Origin of the sequence: Mameliella sp. MMSF_3455 (assembly GCF_030733205.1) — a bacterium.
Lineage (GTDB): Bacteria > Pseudomonadota > Alphaproteobacteria > Rhodobacterales > Rhodobacteraceae > Antarctobacter.
The window spans coordinates 83,048-105,844 of record NZ_JASHJL010000017.1 but is presented as its reverse complement, the minus strand read 5'-3'; the positions used below and the strand labels follow the sequence as shown (position 1 = coordinate 105,844).

Sequence of the window (22,797 nt, the reverse complement as noted above, 5' to 3'; positions counted from 1 at the left end):
AGGCCGTGACCTTGTCCAACGAGAGCGCCACGCTGACCGCCGAAGCCGCGGGTTCTCTTTCTCAAGCTCCTTCAGCCGAGCGAACTGATACCGTTGCATTCCGCCATAGAGCTTCCGCCATCGGTAGAACGTCTGCTCCGTCACGCCGATCTGGCGCGCCGCCTCGGCAATCGTGGCGCCTTGTCCCTGCAAAACCTCAACTTGCCAAAGCTTCGATATAATCTCTTCGGGCTTCTCTCGCTTTACAGCCATCGCTGATCCTCCAATTTAAGGGACAATCTATCCCAGTTGGTGGACCACTTTCAGGGGGCTACTCCAACACCGCGCTCGGCATACCCGTTACGGAAGCTGTGGGATAGGTCCGTCCGGGGGAAGGGGAAACTCGGCCATTACCCGATTTGTGCAACAGAGTCGTGGCACCTGCAAAACGAGGGCCACGCCGTGAACGTGAAGCGCATCCGGCGGCTGATGCCGATCTACCAGAAGCCCAACACCAACAAGCCCGCGAAGAGGCACAAGACCTACCCCTACCTGCTGGGTGGGCCACGGGTCGATCGGCCCAACCAGGTCCGATGCGCCGACATCACCTATCTGCCGATGCGACGTGGCTTCCTCTACCTGGTTGCCATCATGGACTGGTTCACCCGCGAGGTGCTCGCCTGGCGCATCTCCAACATCCTCGAATCCGACTTCTGCGTCGAGGCGCTGGACGAGACGGTCCACCGCTTCAACCCGCCCGAGATCATGAATAGCGATCAGAGTTCGCAGTTTACACCCTTCGCCTGGACCGACCGGCTGAAGCGGATGGACTCCCGCATCTCTTTGGACGGCAAGGGAAATGCAACCGCGTAGAGATCTCCCGAACTCATGTCCGTTGTGACAGGTCTCCTGGGCCATGACCTGCGGAGCGGGCAGGATACGGAAAGACGCCCCCCGGCAGGAACGATCTGCCGGGGGGCGCAATAGACATTGCAAGGAATGGGTTACTCAGCGGGCTGCGCAACCATATCCTCTGCCTCACTCTCAACAAATCCGTCGGTAACGGCGGTCGAAGAGGGCTTGGTCATGAGGCTCACCACCACGAAAAGGATCGAGGCAAAGGGAAAGCCCAGCACGCCGGCGTTCAGGCCGAAGAGCTTGTTTCCGGTCGAGTACATGATCAGCACGAAAGCCACGCCCCCGGTGATCGACACAAGGGCACCCCAGGCCGTCGCGCGCTTCCAGAAGAAGGCGCCGATGATTGACGGAACCACGACCACCAGCCCGGCGGAGGCCGCCACGGACAGGATCGCGATCATCGAGAACTCCATCGCGGCAAAGCCAAGCGCCAGCAGCGAGATCACCGGGATCACCCATTTGCCGATCTTCAGCTGGTGCGCGTCGTCGGCCCCGGTCGCCACGTTGCCATAGACGTCACGGGCGAAAACGGAAGACAGCGTCAGCAGGATGGAGTCGATGGTGGAAACGGCGGCCGCCAGGATCCCGATCATCACGATCACCCCCAAGAGCGGCGGCACGTAATCCGAGGACAGCAGCGTCGCGGTCGCTAGGTCGGCGCGCTCCAGCTCGGGGAAGGCGACCAGCGCCGAGAAGCCCCAGGTCACCGACACCAGAGTGTAGACCAGACCGAAGCACAGGAAGATCAGCAGCATCCGGCGCAGCGCCCCCAGCGAGGCCGGCATGAACAGACGCTGGCTCACCTGCGGGTTCGAGATCGAGAAGAAGAACCACGGCAACGCGAGGCCAAGGAAGGTTGTGAAGCTGAACAGCCCCGGTCCCGGCACGGTCAGCACCTCGGGGCGCGTTTCGGCCAGCGTTTCGAACATGCCGAAGAAGCCGCCCAGTTCCGACACCACCAGCACGCCGACCAGCACGGAGGCCACGATCATCACCAGCGCCTGCAGGCTGTCCGTCCAGACAACGGAACGGATGCCCGCAACGTAGCTGAAGAAGATCGCCAGAACGGTCGCCACCACGATGCCCGCGCCAAACGAGATGCCGCCATCGGTCATGCCCGACAAGAGGTAGCCCACCCCGGACAGTTGCACGGCGGAATAGGGGATCAGGAAAACCAGCGAGGTCACGCCCGCCAACACCGCCACCCAGCGCGAACCGTAGCGATGGCCTAGCATTTCCGACGGCGTGACGAAGTTGTACTTGCGCCCCACGGCCCAGAAGCGCGGGCCGAAGATTGCCACCAGCGACACACCGGCGAAGTAGACGATTTCAAAGCCAAGCGCGCCGACGCCGCCCTTGTAGGTCAGGCCCGCAAGGCCGACCATCATGAAGGCGGAATAGGTGGTGGCGGAATAGCTCAGCGCCGACAGGATACCGCCCATGCCGCGCCCGCCAAGGAAATACTCCGACATGGTCGAGGTGCTTTCGGACGTCCCGCCGCGCGACAGCCATGCGATGACCGACGACAGGGCGATGTAGATCACGATGCCCCAGATGACAAAGCTGGTATCCATCACTCGTCCCCCTTGAAGCCGGCCATGGCCACCGCGTTGAGGGCGATCACCGCCACCCCTGCCAGCGTCCAGAAGAGAAAGCTACCGTACCATGCCGCCACCTGGCCGATCACCAGATAGGGCACGGCGAAACAGGCGATGACTACCATCGCCAGTAATATCAATGCCGTGTTGCGCATCATTTTCCGTTATGTCCCTGTTGTTGGCTCATACTTTTCTGGTCGGAGCCCCGGCAGGGCTCCGCCACGGGCCGCTTGCCGCGACCAATCCTCGTCGTGGAAGCCGGGCCTCTCCGCCCGACCACTCCGTTACGCCAGTTCGGCGGTCATCGGGTCGTAGGCATAGACCCAGGCCGGGTCTTCGGGCTCCTTGAGCCAGGTGTTCGCATTGGAAATTGTCTGCACCTTGGTGGCACGCTCCTTGCGGGTATTTTCGTACATGCCAAAGGCATTGGCATAGCCCGCAACGCCGGTCAGCGACAGGCAGCGGGTCAGGACGGCGGCATCTTCGATCGCCATGCAGGCGCCCTGCGCCATATGCGGGCGCATCGGGTGGCAGGCATCACCGATCATCACGAGGCGACCGCGCGACCACAGGCCCATGGGATCGCGGTTCCAGAAGGGCCACTTGGTGACCTCCTCGGTGGCGTCGATCAGCCCCTGCACCATCTTGTGCGACCCGCCAAAGATCGCCTCCATCTCCTCGCGCGAGCTGTCGACGAAAGAGGCCTCATGCTCCCAGCTGTCCACCGGCACGCCGGTCACATAGTAGTATTCGCTGGCGTCGTTCTTGGTCGCGTAGGCCATGATGTGGCGCGACTGTTCCCACCACCATTTCACGCAGCGCTCGTATTCGAGGCCGGTGGCGCGCAGTTTGTCCATGTTGACCAGGGCGCGGTGCCCGACCCAGCCGGAAAAGCGCGGCTTTTCCACGCCCAGAAGCACTTCGCGGATCTTCGAGTTGATGCCATCGGCACCGACGACCAGCCCCGCCTGGACCTGCTTGCCGTTCTCGAAGGTCAGCAGCACATGGTCGTCGCGTTCCTCCAGCGTGGTCAGCTTGTAGCCGAAATGCACGGTGGACGGATCCAGCGCCTCGATCTGAACAGCGTGCATGTCGCCGCGGTGGATGGTGATGTAGGGCGCACCGTATTCCTTCAGGGCGAAATCGCCGAGCGGGATTTCCGACAGGTATTCCCCGGTGTTGCCATCGCGCGAGAACCAGTGTGACGGGTGCGAGCCGATCCTGGCCAGCGTGTCTTCCAGCCCGATCTGGCGGAAGATCTTCATCACGTTGGGGCCGATGTGAATGCCCGCGCCCAGGCGGTTGAACTCGGGCGCCTGTTCGAAGGTATGCGCCGAGAAGCCGGCATCCGCCAGCAGCGCAGCCGCTGCCGCACCGCCCAGCCCCGCGCCGATCACCGCAATGTCGATCCGTTCGACGGTCATGCTGTTTTCCTTGTATCAAAGTTCCGATAAACTTGTTTGTACACCAACAATAATGGCCGAGTCATCTGTTTGTCGCAACGGTGTCGAAAAATTCTGCATGAACAGGACATTTTTATTCCGCCGCCGCCTGAAAGTTCATCACGCGGGCGACAGGCGCCGCTTCCAGCCCGTCAAAGTTTGGCAGGTCCGGGGCATAACGGGCCCGTAGATAGGCGATGATCGCGTCGATCTGCGCCGCGGACAGTTCATCGCCAAATCCCGGCATGTCGCGCAGGTCCAGAGCCTCGGGCGATTCGATGCCGCCCGCGATCAACGTCCGCAGCGCCTGTGGCGAGGGAGCGCGGACCGCTGCCGAATGGGTCAACGGCTCCAGCGCAGAGGTCAGCCCCGGCAGGCCCGGCTCGTGGCAGCTTGCGCAGGCCGAGCGGAACAGTCGCGACCCCTGCCCCGGCACCAGTTCGGGCTGGACGACCTCCGGCAGCGGCGCACTGCCGCCGATATCGGCGAGATAGGTCGCCATGGCAGAGATGTCCGTATCGGGCAGATCCTTCAGGCTCGCCACCACCTCGGCCATCGGGCCGGAGGCCACGGCCCGCCCCGGCGCATGGCCGTTCCGCAGATAGGCCACCAGCGACGCCTTGTCCCAGCCCTGCATCGTGGTCTCCAGCGCGGGCGCGAACCAGCCGTCGATCTCGGCCCCGCTCATGACGCCCGTCTCTGCCCCAAGCACGTTGCGCGGCGCATGGCAGGCGCTGCAATGGCCCGCGCCCTCGACCAGGTACTTGCCCCGATTCCACTCCGGCGACTGTTCCGGCGCGGGCTGGAAGGGTGACGCGTCATGGAACATCATGTTCCAGGCCGCATTCACGGGCCGAAGGTTGGTCCCGGCGACCATTTGCGCGCGCGGCGTCTCGGCCCGCACCGGGTCGAGCGTCTGGAGATAGGCGTAAAGCGCCTGCATGTCCGTTCCGTCGATCTTGGCGAAAGACGTGTAGGGGAAGGCCGGGTACAGGTTGTGGCCGTCGCGGCTGATCCCGTGACGCATGGCGCGGTCGAAGGCGGCAAAGCTCCAGTTTCCAAGCCCCGTCTCGGGATCGGGCGTCAGGTTGGTGGTGTAGACCGTGCCGAAAGGGGTCTCCATCGCGCGGCCGCCGGCGTTGGCGGCACCGCCCTCGGCGGTGTGACAGACGGCGCAATCCCCCGCCGCAAAGACTTGCCGCCCGCGCTCCAATGTCTCGGCGGAGAAGGTCGCGGCCAGCGGCGCCGGCTGCGGCGGGATCGCGCGGGCCATGGGCATCGCAACGGCGCCAAGCGTCACCGCGCCCGCCACCCCTGCCAGCCATTTCAGCCGCGACCGCTTTGCCACGGGCAGCGCGACCGGCGCAGGCAGTTCGGCAAGGCCACCGACCTCTGCCAGCCCGGCGCGCATCTTGTCGGGCGTAAAGGGGGCCTCGCGCAGGCGCACGCCGGTCGCGTCGAAGATCGCGTTGGCAATCGCGGCAGCAGCGGGGACCGCCGCACTTTCGCCCACGCCAAGCGCCGGGTCTTCGGGACGCTCGATCAGCATCGAGCGGATTTCCGGTACCTTGTCGAAGGTGTCGATGGGGTAGTTTGCCCAGCTCTGCGGTGCGGGGGTAATGGCATCGATGACCACTTCTTCGGTCAGCGCCCGGCTGGCGGTCTGGATCACGTTGCCGTTGATCTGCGCCGTGACACCTGCCGGGTTGATCACCAACCCCTGATCCTGCCCGACGAAGACGCGGGTCAACGTGACCTCGCCCGTCAACGTATCGATGGTGACGTCGCAGACCCAGGCCGCCGCCGCCGCCGCCGTCCCCGGAAAGGTACCGTGGACATAGGTGGCATAGGCAAAGCCGCGCCCGTAGGCCATGCGCCCGTCGCGCGTCAGCCTTGGCCCCGTGCCCGGTTCCCAGCCAGCCGCCGTGGCGGTCTTTTCAACCAGCTCGCGGGCGCGCGGATCGTCAAGATTCTTCAGACGAAACGCGACGGGGTCCTCCCCCGCCTCATGCGCCATCTCGTCGATATAGCTCTCATGGGCGAAGGTGTTCGGCAGCGCCGAGACACCGCGCATCCAGGCGGCCCGCACCAGCGGGGCCATATCGTGGACGGTGATCCGCTTGTTCGGCACGCGGTAGGGCGGCACAGTGGTGCGATCGCCCATGTCGCTCGGGCGCGGTTCGTTCGAAATGCGCCCCGTGAGCAACAGCGCCAGGTTCGGGCCCCGGTTGGACGGATACCAGGTGTCGAGGCTATAGGCATGCAGCGCGCCCTCCCGTAGCCCGCCTGAGACCTCCATGAGCTGCGCCGCGCCCTTGGGCTCCCAGAGCGTCTCCTGCGCGCGGGTCAGTTGCACACGAACGGGCCGCCCGACAGCACGCGCCATCAGCAGCGCGTCGCCGCAGACGTCGTCGGCGCAATTGCGCCCGTAGCAGCCCGCCGCCTGATAGCGCTTGATCTCGACGCTTGCGGGGGCCAGCCCGACGAGATTGGCGAGGTCGCCCTGCAGCATGTGCGGGTTCTGCGTGCCGGACCAGACGATGGCTCGACCGCCGTTCCAGTCCGCCACGGCACAGCTTGGCCCGATGGAGCCGTGCAGGTGGTACGGCCAGACATAGGTGCGCGCGAGACGGGTGTCGGACTCCGCCATCCCCTGCTCGAAATCGCCGCTGCGGTCGAGCGCACGGGGCGTCGACGGCGCGTCCTTCAGCGCGTGTTTCAGGTCTTTCAGGTCGGGATTGGCCGGGGGCACCGCCCAGTCCACTGGCAGCGCCTCGGCCAGGGCGCGCGCCTGCTGCGCGGTCTCTGCCACGACGCCAAGAAAGTCGCCTTCCTGAACCACGGCCACAAATCCGGGCCGCGAGGCAATCGCCGCCGTGTCGTAGCCTTTCAGCCCGCGCCCGACGAACTCGCCGGAGTCGCGCCCGGCATAGGGCGGGCGGATGACATGTCCGTGCAGCATGCCATCCACGCGCACGTCCTGAATGTAGGAGAAGTCGCCAACCGCCTTGGCCGGCAGATCGCGCTTGCCCATCGGTTGACCGACCAGCCGATAGTCCGCGACTTCCTTGACCGGGACGGCCCCGTCCAGCCGCATGGCAAGGTCCTGACCAGCGACCAGCGTGGCATAGCTGACCTGCGTGTCCTTCCAGTGGACCGCACCATCGCGTAGCATCACCCCGTCCGCCGGGGCGTTCAGGCGCCGCGCCCCCTGCCCTGCCAGCCAGTGCCGCAGCTGCGCCGCCGCCTGCCGCAAGGGCAGCGCGGCGATCTGGATGGTCTCGGAGGCGATCGTCGGCCCCTGGTTCGGCGTTTCGGCAGTATCGCCCAGCACCATCCGCACATCGTCGAGCGGCACGTCGAGTTCCTCGGCCACGATCTGCGCAAGTGCCGTTTCGATCCCGGTTCCCAGATCGACATGGCCGTTGAACGCCGTGACCGCGCCGTCGGCACCGATTTGGACATGGTTGATCCGTCCTTCCGGACGGTCCTCAAAGACGGAAACCAGCCCGGTCATGCCGCCTGCTCCGCCTTGGCGAGCATCACGCGCGCCGCCTGTTCCACCGCGTCGAGGATTTCCAGGTGCGTGCCGCAGCGGCACAGGTTGTCGCGCAGTGCCTGCCGGATGTCGTCCCGACTGACCTCTGCGTCGCGTTCGAGCAGGGCAACCGCCGTCATCACCATGCCGTTCAGGCAATAACCACATTGCGCGCCCTGATTTTCGACAAATGCCGACTGAACCGGGTGCAGCCCCTCCGGCCCCGCCAGTCCTTCCAGCGTCAATACTGACCGCCCCTGCAAGCGGCGGGCGCGTAGCACGCAGGAACGCGCGACTTCGCCGTCAACCAGCACGGTGCAGGCGCCGCATTGCCCCATGCCACAGCCATATTTCGGCCCGTTCAGCCCGAATTCCTCTCGCAGCAGGTCAAGCGCCGTGCCTTTGGCCTCGCAGGTCACGGTCTGGCCGTTCAAGGTGAAAGACAGGGCATCGGTGGTCACGGGGCGTCCTTTCCTGGTGCGTCTTGGATCGGGGTCGAGAACAGGGCAAATTTGAGTGTATACAAACAATCTGTGTCGAAAAGTCAAATTTTTCGGCAAAAGGCCGGACATTGCGCTCAGGGTTTCAGCGCAAAATACTTTGGCGCCCAAAAATGATGCAGCGCCCATTGGGGCTTTTGGGGTCAGGTCCGTTGCCAGCAGGGCTGCTACAACGCCCAAGAAGGAACTGGCATTTCCTCGCTGGACGAACAGGTAAGCATCTTGCTGCGCTTCCGCGGACGTCGATGCTGTCATGCATTCCCTCTCGCCGCCAGGAAAGCTTGGCCGAAACCCCAGGTTCCAACGGTTCACCTATCAGGGGCAGAGCAATAGCCGACCGAACCCAACCTGCTGCCTGCCCTGAATTCCTTTGAGCTCACCGCTATTTAATTCAATTGGATCAAACCCCCTTCAAACTCACCTTCAAGGCCGGATGCACGTCCGCCCCTGCCCGGCAGACGCTGGATTGCACCATTGGCGGTGTTCCCGGCCGCCAAGAACCGGGGCAGGTGCAACGACAAGAAGGTATGCAAACATGCAAGATCACCCCAATCTGCGAGAAGCCCCCGACCGCGTCGAAATCGACGTCGGGTCGTCCAAGGTGCCGAATCGTTCGAACTCGCCCATCGACACCATCCCGCGCGATTTCGACGAGAGGGCGCTACGGCAGAAGCGGCTGGCCCGGGTGCGCGAGATGATGCGGGACAACGATCTGGACGCCGTCCTGCTCTTCGACCCGTACAACCAGCGCTACGCCACCGGGTCGCGCAATATGTTCGGGTATTTCCTGCGCAACTCCACGCGGTACATCTACATTCCGCGCGAAGGCGACGTGATCCTTTTCGAATACCCGGGCAGCGCGCATATCTCGACATGGCTTGAAACGATCGACGACAGCCGCGAGTCCAAGGTGGTCTTCGCCTCGGTGAACGGTCGCGACCGGGACGTTCTGAAACCCTTCGCCGAGGAGATCGCCGCGCTGATGCGCTGCGACGTCGGAGAGGGCAAGCGCGTCGGCATGGACCGCTGTTCCTACACGCTTGCCATGGCGCTGCAGGCCGAGGGCTTGGAGGTCGAAGATTGCCTGCAGATGATGTTGCACACGCGACGGATCAAGTTGCAGGAGGAAGTCGCCTGCCTCGCCCTCAGCATGTCCGCGGTCGAAACCGCCGTCTGGAACGTGGAGAAAAAGATGGACCCGGGCGTGAGCGAGAACGAGCTCTTCGCCGAAATGTATCACGGCGTGCTGATGGGCGGGGGCGAGTTCATCGAGACCCGTTTGCTGAGTTCCGGTCCCAAGACGAACCCGTGGTTCAACGAGGCGGGCGAACGGCGGATGCGCCCCGGCGAACTGCTGGCGCTAGATACCGACACCATCGGCGTGAACGGCTACTACGCCGATATTTCGCGAACCTTTTTCTGCGGCCCGGGACGACCGAGCGGATACCAGAAGTCGCTGTACAAGATGGCCTGGGAGCAGATCCAGCACAACGCGTCGATCGCCAAACCCGGGATGTCCTTTCGAGAGATCGCTGACAAGGCCTGGAAGATCCCCGACAGGTTCTTTGACCTGCGCTATCCATCGATCATCCACGGGGTTGGCATGCACGGCGAGAAGCCAATTATCGCGCATGGCTGCGATTTGGACCGCTATACCGGAGATGGGACACTGGAAACCGGGATGGTCGTCAGCGTCGAGAGCTATATCGGCGAGCCGGGCGGCAGCGAGGGCGTGAAGCTCGAAGACCAGTTCCTGGTTACCGACAGCGGGCTGCAGCCCATGTCGCATTACCCGTTTGACGAGCGTCTCCTGAGCCGCGAAATTTGAACAGTGTCCGGCAGCTTGGAGGATATTCGCGGTGAACAGACGCCTCCCCCCCTTCGCATCGATCCGTGCATTCGAGGCGGTTGCGAGGAAAGGCACGCTACAGGATGCAAGCGATGAGCTGCTGATCTCGCCATCCGCCGTCAGCCACCAGGTGAAGGCGCTGGAGATATTCGTGGGCATGAAGCTCTTTCTGCGCGAGCCGCATGGCCTAAGCCTGACGAAAGAGGGCCAAGCCTACCGCGGCGACCTGAGCGCAGCGCTTGACCGGATCGACACCGGAACCCGACGTTTGATGGCCGCCCGCGACGAGGGCGGCCTCACGATCCAGATCTACCCGTCGCTTGCACAGCTTTGGCTGATCCCCCGGCTGGCTGATTTCCGGTCGTCCAATCCCGACATCTCGGTAAGAATCGTCTCCCCCGATGGGGAGCGCTCGCTGAGCGGCAGCGACATCGACATTGCCATCGTCTGTTCCGACACGCCGCCGAAAGAGTTCATCGCCGACGAGCTGTTCGCCGAGGATATCGCGCCGATCTGCGCGCCGGACTATCTCAAGTCATCGGGTCCGATCGAAACCGCGTCGGACCTCCTGAGCCATTGCCTCATCGGCTGCGCCTCGAAGCGGGAAGAATGGCAGGACTGGCTGAGAGGCGCCAAAGTGCGCACCCAGGAAACCAAGCCGCAACTGGAGTTCGAATCCCGCTCGCAAGCCCTGCAGGCGGCTGCCGAGGGACTGGGCGTGGCCATGGCGCGGCGGCCCTTTGCCGACGGGATGATCGAGGCTGGGCAACTGGTATTCCCGCTGCAGCACAAACAGGCCACCGCGTCCTCGTATTACCTGATCGCTCCCGAGAGATCGGACACCCGCCCGGCGGCCAAGAGGTTCCGGGCGTGGCTTCTTTCGCAGGTCAGCGCGCCGCGCGACAATCGTTGAAGCGCAGGCGCCGTCAGGGCCGGATCATATCCAGATAACCTTCGTAGAAGCCGGTGATTCCCCATTCCATCTCGGCCAGCGGACCCGGACGGAAATGGTGCGAATTCACACCCTCCTGATTGTGGCGGATGATCCGCTCGTCATCGAGCGAGGTGACGTGCCACAGCCACGTCAGGTCGTCGGTGACGTAATCCTTCTGCTCTTCGGCATCTTCGCTCACAAGCCAGATCAGCTCGATATCGGTTTCCTGCAACCCGCGCGGCAGGAAACGATAGCCCACGACATGGTCGGAATAGATGAGAAAGTTGTTGAGTGCGCCGACCTGTACGTCAGTCGCACCACCGTCGAAGCCCGTCAGGGTACCGAGTGGCGGCGCAAGCGGCGAGCCGTCCCGGCTGCCCGTCTGGTAGCCGTCGTATAGCGGATAACGCCGGTAATAGACATCCGCCCCCGGTGCCGGCGCGGATGAGCCGGTTTCGTCCAGTTCCTGGGTCGGAAGGCCGATCTTGCGCGAACGCTCGTGCAGCGGCTCGATCAGTTTTTCCATTTCATGCGGCGCTTTGAGCGTGTGCGACTTGGCATACTCCTGATGCGAGGGCGCGCAATGATAGCATTCCATGTAGTTTTCCAGCGCCAGCTTCCAGTTGGCTGGCACAGGGTATACCTTCTTGTGAGCCACCTTGAGGTTCTCCAGCCCGAAAGGCGCGGTCAGGGGAGCGAGCTTTTCCAGCCCCGCCTCGATCGGCGGCGCATCTTCCGAGACGCAAACGAAGATCATGCCCTGGAACACGATCACCCGTGCAGGCAAAAGACCGTACTCGCCCGGATCGAACCCCTCGCCCATCGACCGCCCGGAACGCAGCTTGCCCGAAAGCTCGTAGGTCCAGGCATGATAGGGGCAGACAAAGAGCCGCGCCTTGCCTTCCTGCTGGACGCAGACTCGCGAGCCGCGATGGCGACAGACATTGAGATGCGCGCGCACCTCGCCCTCGCGGTCCCGGACCACGATGATCGACTCCGGGCCGTATTCCAGCAGGAAGTAGTCGCCGGGTTCGGGAATCTGGCTGGCGTGACCAGCCCAGACCCAGCTTCGGTTCCAATATGCGCTGATGTCACGGTCGAAAACATCCTGCGAGGTGTAGAAGTCACGCGGCAGGGCGAAACCATTCTGGTAGTCCTGGATCAGGCGGGCGAGTGCCTCAAGGTGTTGCGTCATCGTGATTACCTCATCCTACTAGGGCTGTCGTTTCGCGGCGGAAGAAGTCCATTTCCACTGCATCGCGGTCGCGTCCGAAATCCCGGGCGGCCTTGTGTCCGGAATAGACGGCATCGGCGATCAACCCCGGGCCAGTGGCGTCACCGATGAGTTCGAGATGGGACAGGCCGGCCTGACCGAGAAGAGCATCGTAGAGCGACAGGACACGCTCGCGCTGTGTCACCAGCAGCGTGGTGGTGGCTTCGAGCCTCGTCTGACGTCCGGAATATACACACGCGAGGTGGCAGACGCCCTTTTCGATACGCTCTACGGCCTGCGCGGTGACGATCGTCACGCCCTTTTCGATCAGGGATTTCTGCACCCGTTCTTGTTCAAGAGTAAACTCGGTGAAGGGCGAGACGAGGTGCGCCGTCGTCACGAAGGTGATTGAGTGGCCCGATCCGGCGAGTTGCTCGGCCAGAACTCCGGCGAGATAGCCATGCTCGTCGTCATAGATGACCAGCGGCCCGGGCACTGGCTGGGTGCCGTCCATGATATCGTCAGGTGTCAGTATCGTGGCATCAGCGGCGATCTCGATGCCATGCCTGGCGGTCCGGCCACGGCCATCCCGCCGCCAACGCGATCCGGTTGCGACAAAGACATTCGGCACGCCGAGTTCCAGAACGTCCTCCGCGCCGAGTTCGCTGTCGAGAAAGATATCCACGTTTGCCCGCTGTCGAAGATCGTTCAGGCGATAGTCCATCACCCGGCCCCAGGCAGACAGGCCTGCGAGCCCGGCTTCCCTCCGGACCCGGCCGCCCAACTCTCGCCCAGCTTCGGCAAGCGTCACGTGACAGCCGCGCCGAGCAAGCTGCATGGCGCATTCCAGCCCGGCGGGTCCAGAACCGACCACCAGCGCGGCTTGTTCGTCGGCCGTGCTTTCGATCGTCTCGGGGTGCCATCCGCGGCGCCATTCCTCGCCCATGGTCGGGTTCTGGGTGCAACGGATCGGCACCCCCTGCATGTCGGCGGAAACGCAGATGTTGCAGCCGATGCATTCGCGGATTTCGTCGATCCGACCTTCCTCGATCTTCTTCGGCAGGAACGGGTCGGCGATTGACGGACGCGCGGCGCCGATCAGGTCCAGTACGCCCCTGCGGACCAGCGCCGCCATCGTGTCAGGCGACGTGAAGCGCCCGACGCCGACCACGGGTTTCGAGGTGATTTTCTTGACGAATTCCAGATAGCGGGTCTGGTAGCTGTCCTCGGCCTGGAACCGGGTCGTCTGGGAGTCGTTTTTCCAACCCGCGACGTTCACATCCCAAAGGTCGGGCAGTTCGGCCAACAGTTCGACCACGGCGCGGCCTTCCTCCTCGGCCTGCATTGCATCGGCGCCCAGCATCTCGTCGATGGCAAAGCGGAAGGCAACGGCGCTTTCGCCGCCGACCACGTCCAGAGTGTCTTCGAGCAACTCGCGCGTCAGACGCACACGGTTTTCCAGGCTGCCGCCATATTCGTCACTGCGATCATTGTACTGGGGCAGCAAGAACTGATGTGCCACGGTCATGTAATGGCCGGCGTAGACGTAGATGATGTCGAAACCCGCGTCCCTGGCCCGGCGCGCGGCGTTGCGGTGCCAGTGGCGCAGGTTGCGCAGATCTTGCTTGTCCATCGCGCGCGCCTGCGGCGCGAAGCCCGCCTCGAGGATGGTATCAACCGGCGCCAGAGCACGGGCACGCGTCAAAAGGTTCGGCGCATGGTTGCCGTTATGGGCCAATTCGATCCCGGCGAGAGATCCATGACGGTGAACCGCCTCGGTCATCAGCCGCAATGCGGGCACGTCGCGGTCATCCCAGAGGCGCCCCTCGGCGTAAGGAGCGAGATCCGAGGTCGGGTGGATCTCGGTCTCCTGGTTGCAGACCACCCCCCAACCGCCTTCGGCCTTCATACCGCGCAACGCGGCCTCGGCGCGCGGGCGAAGATGCCCCAAGCCATTGCAATGGGGCACCTGATAGAAACGGTTGCGCGCGGTCACAGGTCCGATGCGGACAGGTTCGAAAAGCACGTCATAAGCGTCTGCGCGTTTCACTGGCGCATTCCTTCCTTGCGATAGGAGACGGGGGGAATCACCGCCCCCGGTTTTCAGGACAGGATTAAAAGCCTGCCTTGATGCGCTCGAATTCCTGCAGCATCCTGGCTTCCAGTTCCGGGTCGACGGCGTCGAAGAACAGGCTGTTGTCGAAAAGCGCCTTGGGGTCATCGAAACCGTAGGTCTCGATCATGTCCTGGTCGGAAATGTCGAACGAGTCAGCGTTGGAATGCGGATAGCCCCAGTTCTCGATGATATACTTGCCGCTTTCCGCCTGAGTGAGGGCGTTGAGCATGTCATAAACCTGCTCGTCGGTCGCAGAGGCGTTCGCCATGTGGACATAGCCGCAGACCCAGGTGGCGATGCCTTTGCCCTCGCCACGCATCATCTGCGCCGGGACGTCATTCCAGATCAGGTTGAGTTCGGTCTGGTTCCAGGCCCAGCCCATGGTCACTTCGCCCGAGGCCAGCGCCTGATCGAGCTGACCCGCATCGGACCAGTAGAAACGCACGTTGGGATGCACGGCCCGCAGGAAGTCCGAGGCTTTGCGGAATTCCTCGTCGCTCATGTCGGTGTAGTTGTCCGCAACACCCGCCCCCAGGGCCGCCATCGCGTAGGCCGACGCCGCCCCGTCGGGGATCGCGACCTTGCCCCGGTACTTGGGATTAGTGAGGGCCTGAAGCGAGATTTCCGCCTCTGAGATCTGGTCGGACCGGTAGATCAGGCCGGTATTGCCCCACTCGAAGGGCACCATCCATGTTTCCCCGTCGAAAGAGATACCGTCCATCTCCTTGATCGTCGGCAACATGGCGTCCCAGTTGTCGAGCCTCGATGTGTCGATCGGCTGGATGATCCCTGCCGCCGCCCATTTCCGCGTGGCATCGGTGCAGGGGTGGGCCAGATCGGCCTCGAAACCGGATTGCAGTTTGGTGAAGGCCTCATCCTGGCTGCCAAAGTAGGAATACGTCGGGGCCTCTCCGTATTTCTCGACATAGGTCCCGAAGAAACCCGGATCCTCGTAGCCCGACCAGTCAAAGACGGTCAGATCGCCGCCTTCGGCATGTGCGGCGCCAGCCAGCAGGCAGGCCAAGGCGCTTAGTCTGGGTGCCGAAAGTGTCATGTGGTGAACTCCCCGTTCTCGATGTTTTGCGTTTGGCTGTCGTTGCCAAGGTCGATGACCGAGGCGCTTTGCACGCCGATGAAAACCGTGTCGCCACGATTGAAATCGACGGTGTGGAAATAGTTGGGTACCGCGACGACGATTGTGCTTGGCACGCCCTCGGCGCGGACATGGTAGTGCACGCTCTCACCGTAGAAGGCGACGTTCTCGACCTTCGCCTCCAGTGTCGCATCGTAATCCGTGGGCCGCTCACGCGAGATGTCGAGCTGTTCGGGCCGGATGCCTACGAGAAGCCCGCTGCCGCGTTTGGTCACGTTGGCATTGCGCTGGATCTTGATCTTGCCAAAGCCGGGCAACTCGACCGCGATCGTCTCACCGGACTGGTCTGCACTCCGGGCCGGCAGAAAGTTCATGCCACCGATGAAGGCCGCCACGTCGCGATTGGCGGGTCGGGCGTAAAGCGTTGCAGGCGCATCCACCTGCTCCAGTCGACCGTTGAACATGACGCCAATCCGGTCGGACATGGTCATGGCTTCGTACTGGTCGTGCGTAACCATCACGAAGGTGATCCCGATGGACTGCTGAAGCCCGCGCAGTTCAAGCTGCATCGCCTCGCGCAGGTTCTTGTCCAGCGCCGAAAGCGGCTCGTCGAGCAGCAGCACCTTCGGTCTCATCACCAGCGCCCGGGCCAACGCCACGCGCTGCCGCTGTCCGCCCGAAAGCTGATCGGCCTTGCGGTTCTCCATCCTGCCGAGTTCGACCATCTCCAGCGCCTCGGCGATACGGTCCCGTCGTGCCTGGCGCGACAAGCCCTGCTTCACGAGACCAAAGCCAACGTTGTGCCCGACATTTAGATGCGGAAAGATCGCGTAGCTCTGGAAGACCATGTTGGTAGGACGTTTGTTGGCCGGGATCCCGGCCATGTCTTGACCGTCAATGCGCACCGTCCCGGCTGTTGGCTCCTGAAAACCGGCAATGATCCTTAACGCCGTTGTCTTGCCGCAACCGGACGGCCCAAGAAGCGAAAAGAACTCACCCGCTTTCAGCTTGAGGTCGAGTTTGTCGACCGCCTTGAAGGTGCCGAAGCGCTTGTCGACACCGGAGAGATGGATGATCGGGTCGTCTATCATGTATTATGCTTCCCCTTCATGACCCGGACTTGGCCGAGCGGCGGCGAAAAAATTCGGCGGTGACCAGCAACACAACGGAAAACGCCAACAGGCAGGAACCCAGCGCCAGCGTATTCGGCAACTTGGCGGGAAACCGGATCTGGCTCCAGATGTAGACCGGCAGCGTGGGTTGATCGCCGCCCAGGAAAAACGCGAGGATGAACTCGTCGAACGACACCGTGAACGTGACCAGAAAGCTGGCCACGATGCCCGGCGCCACGATCGGCACCGTCACGCGCCGGAACGTACCGAACACCGTTTCGCCCAGATCATAGGCCGCTTCCTCCAGTGCGGGATCGAACTCGTCGAAGGCCGATTTCATGATCGCAACGGCAAAGGGCACAGTCAGGAAGGTGTGGCCCAGGATAACTGCAGTCAGCGAGGGTTTCAGACCGATGGACAGAAACAGGACGAGGAACGAAGAGGCCACGATGATGCCCGGCACGACCAGCGGCAGCATGACCAGAGCTTCGGAGAATTCGCGCCCGGTGAAACGGTTGCGCACATAGGCACGCGCCGCAAACATACCAAGCGACGTGGCAAGCAATGCCGTCACCCCTCCCACGATAAGGCTGTTCACCAGCGATTGCAGAAGCGCCTCCTGCCCGACGAGTTCCGCATACCATTTCAGCGTGAACCCCTTGATCGGAAAGGCGACGATCGTCCCGTCGTTGAGCGAGAAGAGCGGCAGAAGAAGCACCGGCACATAGAGGAAGACCAGGTACAACACCGCATAGGTCGTCAGGCCGGGGAAATTTCGGACAAGCCGGGTCATCTGATCCTCCTTGCCATCAGGTTCGACACCACGACAAAGCCGCCGGCCACCAGCCCGACCGAAACCATGGCCAGCAGCGAGAGCGTGGCCCCCAGCGGCCAGTTGTTGGCAGCGCCGAACTGAACCTGGATCAGGTTGGCGATCATCTTGCCGTCCGATCCGCCGACGAGAGCCGGCGTCACATAGTCTCCGACCGTCGGAATGAAGATGATCAGGCATGACGCGATGATCCCCGGCACGGTCAGCGGCAGCGTCACGCGCAGGAAGCTTTCGATTTTCGAGCAACCGAGATCGCTTGCGGCTTCGAGCAGACTCGGGTCGATCTTTTGCAACGAAACGTAGATCGGCATGATCGCAAAGGGCGCCCAGGCGTGCGCAAGGGTCAGGACAACCGCGAATTCGTTGTAGAGCAGAAATTCAAGCGGTTCGTCGATCAAGCCTAGCGCCATCAGCGCGCTGTTCATGAGCCCGTTAAACCCAAGGATCAGTTTCCAGGAGAAAACCCGCAGCAGATAGCTGGTCCAGAAGGGAATGGTGATCAGCAGCAGCCAAAGAGTCTTGTAGCGTGTGCGGAACGCAATGAAATACGCGATCGGATAGGCGAGGACCACTGTCGCCGCCGTAACCAGCGCCGCAATCCAGACGGACCGAACAAGCAGGTGCCGCACCAATGGGTCCGTCAGCGCTGAGCTGTAGTTTTCCCAAGTAAAGCTTCGGTCGATGCTGACGTAGGTTTGCGACCAGAAGCTGTAGACCACCAGAATGCCCAGCGGCGCCGCGACAAGCAGCCCGACGTAGAGCGTCGCCGGCGCGCTGAGCGCCATGCCGCGCGATGCCTCTGACCTAAGTCTGATCATGATACTCCCGGACCATCGGATTTAATTTGGACGATTGTCCAATTAAAAATGACGACAAGGATGCTAGCTGTCAATAGGACTGCGTGGCATGTTTGTTTTCGGCGCCCAGAAAGCGCAAAAATGCGGCGAAACGAGGAGCTTGGCATGACAGAAAGTTCGCATGACCCGTCAGACAACAACGGTGGACGCCGGGCACAGCTGCGCGAACGCAACCGTCTGGCAATGATTGAGGCGACGCTCGATTGCGTGGCCGAACTCGGAATCGCCAGAACCTCGGTCAGCACCATCATCGAACGGGCCGGACTTTCCCGCGGGCTGATCCATTTCCATTTCAACGGCAAGGACGGGTTGATCGAGGCCGCCATCGCCCATGCGAGCAACCAGTATTTCGACAATCTCTATGCGCTGCTCGAAGAGACCGGGCCCGAGGCGCTGCCGCAAGAAACGGTCGAGGCGGTGATCCGGTCGGATATGAGCCCGTCGATCCTGAACGGCTACAATGTCAGCATCTGGTACGCGTTCCGCGGAGAGGCCCGCGAGCGCAAGTCGATACAGTCTTTCAGCGATACCCGTGACGACCGATTGCGCGCTTTGCTGATGAAGGCCTTTTCAAACATCTGCCGTGCGGAAAAAGTTGGCGACCCTTCGCAAACGGCGCGTGACGCCACACACGGAACACTGGCCTTTCTGGAGGGCATGTGGACCGACTACCTCCTGCATGAGGACGCTTTCGACCGCGAGCAGGCTTGCCGCATCATCTTCCGCTTTCTTTCGGGCCTCTTTCCCAATCATTTCGGACTGAATGGAGCACTGCGCGACCACCCCGCATGAATTCAATTCCCGGCCCCCGAAATTGATTTCAATTGGACCGGGCACCACACCGCCGCACCCTTGCGCTGTCAATCATGCGGACCAGCGGGCCCAAAGCCCCGCAAAGGTCCGCCACAGCCTTGAAAGGTGCATCCCATGCAAGAGACAATCGCCAAGACAGACGTCGATGCGCTCGGTTGCGTTGATACCGAACGCTTCCCGCTCAGAGATCCCGACAGCGCCACCTACCGCCTGCGCGTCACGGAGGCGCGAGAGGCGTTGGAACACGACGGGTGCTGCGTGCTGCGCGGACTGATCCGCCCCGATGCGCTGCCTGCCCTGGCCGAAGAAACCGCCGGCCTCGCGCCAAAGGCACATTTCACCTCTTCTCGCGCCACCGTCTATGGCAACACACCGAACCCGGATCATCCGGAGGGCGACCCACGGCGCGTAGAAGTCAAACGCGACAACGGATTCGTCGCCGGAGACTTCATTCCGGACACGGCACAGATCCGGCAACTCTATCACGACGCCGATTTTCGCCGCTTCGTTGGTGCCTGCCTCGGACTCGTAGAAATCCACGAGTTCGGCGATCCGCTGGCGCAACTCGTAGTGAACGTGCTGAAGCCCGGAACAGGCCACGGCTGGCACTTCGACAGCAACGAATTCATCGTCACCCTGCTGACGCAGCCACCGGATGAAGGTGGCAGCTTTGACTACTGCCCGCAGATTCGTCGCCCCGGTAGCGAGAACTACGACGAGGTAGGCGCGGTTCTGGAAGGTGACGAAAGCCAGGTGAAATTTCTCGACCTGCGCGCTGGCGATCTGCAGATCTTCTTCGGCCGATACTCCCTGCACCGCGTGTCCACCATTCGTGGTTCGCAAGACCGGCACACCGTGATTTTTGCCTATTCGCGCGAGCCAGGGCGCCTCGGGAATCCTGAGAAAACAAAACAGATTTTCGGCCGTGTCACCGGTGAGCACGCGTCATCCGCGAAGAACGACGACGGCTTGAACGGGTAAGAGGTCGGGAAAATGTCGGAACGAACCGAAAGCTTCGAACCCCGCGCAGCTGAAGAACACGCACGAGACAAAGTCAAAACCGCAGACGAGCCAGGTGCATTTCCGCGCTCTGCCTGCGGGCGGCCCCTTGCCGCGCTGCAGGGGATGACGGGCGATCCCGGAATGGACACGGCCCTCGCCAGGGAGATCTGCGCCAGTTGCGGCAAATGCGCTGCAACCAATTGGTTTCGCGCATTTCTGCACGATGAAACCGTGTTGCGAATGCGTTCCGCGGGCAAGGCTTGCTAGCAACCGCGTTTCTTAGCCAGGCCGCCTGGACCGAGAACCTGACACTGCCGCCCCGGGTTTTGCCTGAATGGCCGGGCCGGTTGGCACAATCACTCGGGATAGACCAGGCGGCCGCGCTTTGTCTCCACGACGCCAAAGCCCGTGTCGAAAAGCGTGCTGAGACGTGGCGGGGTCATGACCTCTGCCGCCGGGCCGGCTGCGAAGACGCCTCCGTCCTTCAGCGCAAGAACATGGTCGGCCCAGAGCGCCGCCGCATTGAGGTCATGGACAACGATCAGGACGCCCCGCGCCTCGGGGCCAGGACGCGACATGACGTGCAGTTGCGCCATCAGGTCCCGCGCAAAGCGCGGATCCAGCGCCGCCAGCGGTTCGTCGAGGAACAACCAGGGGGTGGACTGGGCCCAGGCCATCGCCGTGAAGGCTCTTGCCTTCTGACCGCCTGACAGGGTTTCGACCTGGCGCGGCGCCAACCCCAGCAGGTCAAAAAGGCGCAGGGCCTCCTCGACGATCTGGCGATCCTCGTCCCTTGGCCTGCCCTGGTGATGCGGCCAGCGACCGAAGGAGACGAGGTCCTTGACGGTCAGCCGACTGGTCAGGGCCTGCGCCTGCGTCAGAACGGCGATCCGCCGCGCCCGGTCGCGGTGTGCCATGCGATGGACATCCTCGCCGTCTAGGACGATCCGTCCGGCGCTCGGCGTCGTGAGACCGGCACACAGATGCAGTAGCGAGGACTTGCCCGCACCGTTTGGCCCGATCAGCGCCGTGATCCCGTCACGCGGCACCTGCGCCGCGATGCCATGCAATATGCCGGTATCGCGCACCCTGAGGCTGACATCGTCAATCTCGATCATGTCCGTCCTTTCCGTTTCAGGATCAGTGCAAGGAACAGGAGGCCTCCAAGGAACTCGATCAGCACCGCAAGCGTCGATTGCATCCCCAGGACCCGCTCGAACAGGAACTGCCCCGCAACAAGGAAAAGCGCACCCGTCATGCCAGCGGCCGGCAACAGCACCGCGTGGCGGTACGTCTGCATCATCGCGTGGCCCAGGCTGGCCGCAATCAGGCCCAGAAAGGTCACCGGGCCAACAAGCGCGGTCGAGACCGCGACCAGAACCGAAACAAGCATCAGGCTCTGGTTCACCACCCGGTCATGATCCAGCCCCAGCGTCCGCGCACGAACCCGGCCCAGCCCGGCCACGTCCAGCCGGGGCGCCAGGCGCAGGGCGGCCAGTGCGGCAACTCCCAAAAGTGCCGCCGCGATCGCCAGCAAGCCCCGGTCCACGGCCCCGAATGAGGCGAACATGGCCTGTTGCACCACCGCGAATTCGGACGGATCCAACAGCCGTTGCATCAAGCCCGCCAGCCCCCGCAGCATGACCCCCAGGATCACACCCGTGAGGATCATCCGGATCAGATCGCCGGCACCACGGCGCAACAGCAGGCCGAAGAGGACCTGCGCAGCCACGACCAGTAGAGCGACCTCGGCCAGGAAGGTTGCCAGGGGCGGCAACTGCGCAACCCCCAGCCCGCCAAGCCCAAGCACCAGCGCGGTTTGCAGCGTGACAAAGAGCGCGTCGAACCCGACGATCCCCGGTGTCAGGAGGCGGTTCTGGGCGACTGTCTGGAACAGCACAGTGGCCATGCCCACCGCGCAGCCCACCAGCAACAGCGCCGCCAGCTTGGTCGCGCGCAGGCCAAGGATAAAGCCCGTCGGGCCGCGCAGGTTCCACAGCAGGAACGCCGCCGAGGCCCCGACAAGCACCAGCGCCAGCAGGATCAGACGACGCTCAGCCATTGCCCGCTTTCGGTGCGGCATGCAGCAGCCAGAGAAAGACCGCGGCCCCCGCGATGGCAAAGATCGTCGCCGCCGGCACCTCGTAGGGAAAGCGCACCAAGCGACCGACGATATCCGCCGCCAGCACCGCCCCGCCGCCACAGACCGCCACCACAGGCAGGTTCCGGCGCAGGTTGTCCCCGCAGAGCCGCGAAATGATGTTCGGCACGACCAGTCCGACAAAGGGCAAGGCGCCAACGGTCACGACAACCAGCGCGGTGATCGCCGCCACCACTGCAAGGCCCAGCGCGACGGTCTGCCCATAGTCCAGCCCCAGAGAGCGTGCGGCATCGGCACCAAGGCCCAGGATCGTGATCCTGTCCGCCAAGGTGTATAGCAGCGCGGCCAGCACGGCGATCCCCCAGAGCAGCTCATAGCGGCCCTGCACGACGCCCGAGAACTCTCCCATCTGCCAGACGCCCAGGTACTGCATGAGGTCCACCGACCAGGCAATCCAGACCACGACCGCGCCAAGGATGCCGGCGTAGATCAAGCCGACAAGGGGCAAGAGCATTGGATCACTGCGGGGAACATGCGCGGCAAGTTTGAGGAACAAAGCGGTGCCCGCCATTGCCGCAAGGGCCGCAACCGCCATCTTGATCCAGAGCGCGGCGCCCGGCGCCCAGAGGGTGATGACCAGCAATCCCAGCATCGCGGCCTCCGGCGTGCCGGACAGGCCGGGCTCGACAAACCGGTTCTGCACCGCCTGCTGAACCACCACCCCGGCCAAGGCCAGCCCGCCCCCCGCAAGGATGGCTGCCGCCGTACGGGGAAAGCGGCTGACCGCGATCAGCCAGCCGGAGCCAAGATCCGATGTCCACAGAGAGGCCGCGCCGATTGACAGGCTGATCGCCACCAATGCGATCAGCGCAGCGCCGCCCCAGATCCAGCGTGTCACGG

19 protein-coding genes and 1 pseudogene are annotated in these 22,797 nt (G+C 63.2%); 5 read left to right on the top strand and 15 right to left on the bottom strand.

What is annotated here, in order from left to right; genetic code table 11:
• Window positions 1-33: 33 nt before the first annotated feature.
• Window positions 34-252, bottom strand: a pseudogene (locus RBB42_RS14380) (transposase); the annotation flags it as partial.
• 189 nt (window positions 253-441) lie between these two features.
• On the opposite strand from RBB42_RS14380, the gene RBB42_RS14375 reads away from it, so the two are divergent.
• The gene (locus RBB42_RS14375) at window positions 442-852 is read left to right on the top strand and encodes a DDE-type integrase/transposase/recombinase (RefSeq protein WP_371931806.1); all 411 of its coding nucleotides are present in this window, start codon (window positions 442-444) and stop codon (window positions 850-852) included.
• A gap of 131 nt (window positions 853-983) precedes the next feature.
• Here the strand turns inward: RBB42_RS14375 and RBB42_RS14370 are convergent, their stop codons facing one another.
• The 5 genes from RBB42_RS14370 to RBB42_RS14350 form a co-directional block, all read right to left on the bottom strand.
• Window positions 984-2,471 (bottom strand): sodium:solute symporter family protein, encoded by a 1,488-nt coding sequence (locus tag RBB42_RS14370; RefSeq protein WP_305971310.1) that lies wholly within the window; start codon window positions 2,469-2,471, stop codon window positions 984-986.
• The gene (locus tag RBB42_RS14365; RefSeq protein WP_305971311.1) at window positions 2,471-2,653 is read right to left on the bottom strand and encodes a hypothetical protein; all 183 of its coding nucleotides are present in this window, start codon (window positions 2,651-2,653) and stop codon (window positions 2,471-2,473) included. Before RBB42_RS14365 ends, RBB42_RS14370 begins: the two co-directional genes overlap by 1 nt.
• A 126-nt stretch (window positions 2,654-2,779) precedes the next feature.
• Complete coding sequence (locus RBB42_RS14360) at window positions 2,780-3,919, bottom strand: FAD-dependent monooxygenase (RefSeq protein WP_305971312.1); 1,140 nt, start codon at window positions 3,917-3,919, stop codon at window positions 2,780-2,782.
• Between the two features lie 112 nt (window positions 3,920-4,031).
• Window positions 4,032-7,454, bottom strand: a complete 3,423-nt coding sequence (locus RBB42_RS14355; RefSeq protein WP_305971313.1) for a molybdopterin cofactor-binding domain-containing protein — start codon at window positions 7,452-7,454, stop codon at window positions 4,032-4,034.
• Complete coding sequence (locus tag RBB42_RS14350) at window positions 7,451-8,230, bottom strand: (2Fe-2S)-binding protein (RefSeq protein ID WP_305971314.1); 780 nt, start codon at window positions 8,228-8,230, stop codon at window positions 7,451-7,453. Before RBB42_RS14350 ends, RBB42_RS14355 begins: the two co-directional genes overlap by 4 nt.
• Window positions 8,231-8,510: 280 nt before the next feature.
• Here RBB42_RS14350 and RBB42_RS14345 point away from each other — a divergent pair, with 280 nt between their 5' ends.
• Both RBB42_RS14345 and RBB42_RS14340 read left to right on the top strand, forming a co-directional pair.
• The gene (locus RBB42_RS14345) at window positions 8,511-9,803 is read left to right on the top strand and encodes a M24 family metallopeptidase (protein ID WP_305971315.1); all 1,293 of its coding nucleotides are present in this window, start codon (window positions 8,511-8,513) and stop codon (window positions 9,801-9,803) included.
• A 31-nt stretch (window positions 9,804-9,834) separates the two neighbouring features.
• A complete protein-coding gene (locus RBB42_RS14340; RefSeq protein WP_305971316.1) occupies window positions 9,835-10,737 on the top strand; it encodes a LysR substrate-binding domain-containing protein in 903 nt (300 codons plus the stop codon).
• 13 nt (window positions 10,738-10,750) lie between these two features.
• Here the strand turns inward: RBB42_RS14340 and RBB42_RS14335 are convergent, their stop codons facing one another.
• From RBB42_RS14335 to RBB42_RS14310, 6 genes are all read right to left on the bottom strand, one after another.
• Entirely contained in the window at window positions 10,751-11,953 is a 1,203-nt protein-coding gene (locus tag RBB42_RS14335; RefSeq protein WP_305971317.1) for an aromatic ring-hydroxylating oxygenase subunit alpha, read from the bottom strand.
• Between the two features lie 10 nt (window positions 11,954-11,963).
• Window positions 11,964-14,021: an oxidoreductase gene (locus RBB42_RS14330; protein ID WP_305971318.1), complete on the bottom strand. Its 2,058-nt coding sequence runs from the start codon at window positions 14,019-14,021 to the stop codon at window positions 11,964-11,966.
• 64 nt (window positions 14,022-14,085) lie between these two features.
• Entirely contained in the window at window positions 14,086-15,141 is a 1,056-nt protein-coding gene (locus RBB42_RS14325; protein ID WP_305971319.1) for an ABC transporter substrate-binding protein, read from the bottom strand.
• Window positions 15,138-16,271, bottom strand: a complete 1,134-nt coding sequence (locus RBB42_RS14320) for an ABC transporter ATP-binding protein (RefSeq protein ID WP_305971320.1) — start codon at window positions 16,269-16,271, stop codon at window positions 15,138-15,140. The genes RBB42_RS14325 and RBB42_RS14320 overlap by 4 nt, the downstream gene beginning before the upstream one ends.
• A gap of 16 nt (window positions 16,272-16,287) precedes the next feature.
• A complete protein-coding gene (locus RBB42_RS14315; protein ID WP_305971321.1) occupies window positions 16,288-17,085 on the bottom strand; it encodes an ABC transporter permease in 798 nt (265 codons plus the stop codon).
• On the bottom strand, window positions 17,082-17,909 hold the full coding sequence (locus RBB42_RS14310) for an ABC transporter permease (protein WP_371931807.1): 828 nt from the start codon (window positions 17,907-17,909) through the stop codon (window positions 17,082-17,084). Before RBB42_RS14310 ends, RBB42_RS14315 begins: the two co-directional genes overlap by 4 nt.
• A gap of 177 nt (window positions 17,910-18,086) precedes the next feature.
• Between RBB42_RS14310 and RBB42_RS14305 the strand changes: the two genes are divergently transcribed.
• Together RBB42_RS14305 and RBB42_RS14300 are read left to right on the top strand one after the other, a co-directional pair.
• The gene (locus RBB42_RS14305) at window positions 18,087-18,773 is read left to right on the top strand and encodes a TetR family transcriptional regulator C-terminal domain-containing protein (protein WP_305971322.1); all 687 of its coding nucleotides are present in this window, start codon (window positions 18,087-18,089) and stop codon (window positions 18,771-18,773) included.
• Between the two features lie 135 nt (window positions 18,774-18,908).
• A complete protein-coding gene (locus tag RBB42_RS14300) occupies window positions 18,909-19,775 on the top strand; it encodes a HalD/BesD family halogenase (protein ID WP_305971323.1) in 867 nt (288 codons plus the stop codon).
• Between the two features lie 377 nt (window positions 19,776-20,152).
• On the opposite strand, the gene RBB42_RS14295 is transcribed toward RBB42_RS14300, so the two are convergent.
• The 3 genes from RBB42_RS14295 to RBB42_RS14285 are packed head-to-tail and all read right to left on the bottom strand — an operon-like array spanning window position 20,153 to window position 22,795.
• The gene (locus RBB42_RS14295) at window positions 20,153-20,914 is read right to left on the bottom strand and encodes an ATP-binding cassette domain-containing protein (protein WP_305971324.1); all 762 of its coding nucleotides are present in this window, start codon (window positions 20,912-20,914) and stop codon (window positions 20,153-20,155) included.
• On the bottom strand, window positions 20,911-21,858 hold the full coding sequence (locus tag RBB42_RS14290) for an iron chelate uptake ABC transporter family permease subunit (RefSeq protein ID WP_305971325.1): 948 nt from the start codon (window positions 21,856-21,858) through the stop codon (window positions 20,911-20,913). The genes RBB42_RS14295 and RBB42_RS14290 overlap by 4 nt, the downstream gene beginning before the upstream one ends.
• Entirely contained in the window at window positions 21,851-22,795 is a 945-nt protein-coding gene (locus RBB42_RS14285) for an iron chelate uptake ABC transporter family permease subunit (protein WP_305971326.1), read from the bottom strand. The genes RBB42_RS14290 and RBB42_RS14285 overlap by 8 nt, the downstream gene beginning before the upstream one ends.
• Window positions 22,796-22,797: the final 2 nt, after the last annotated feature.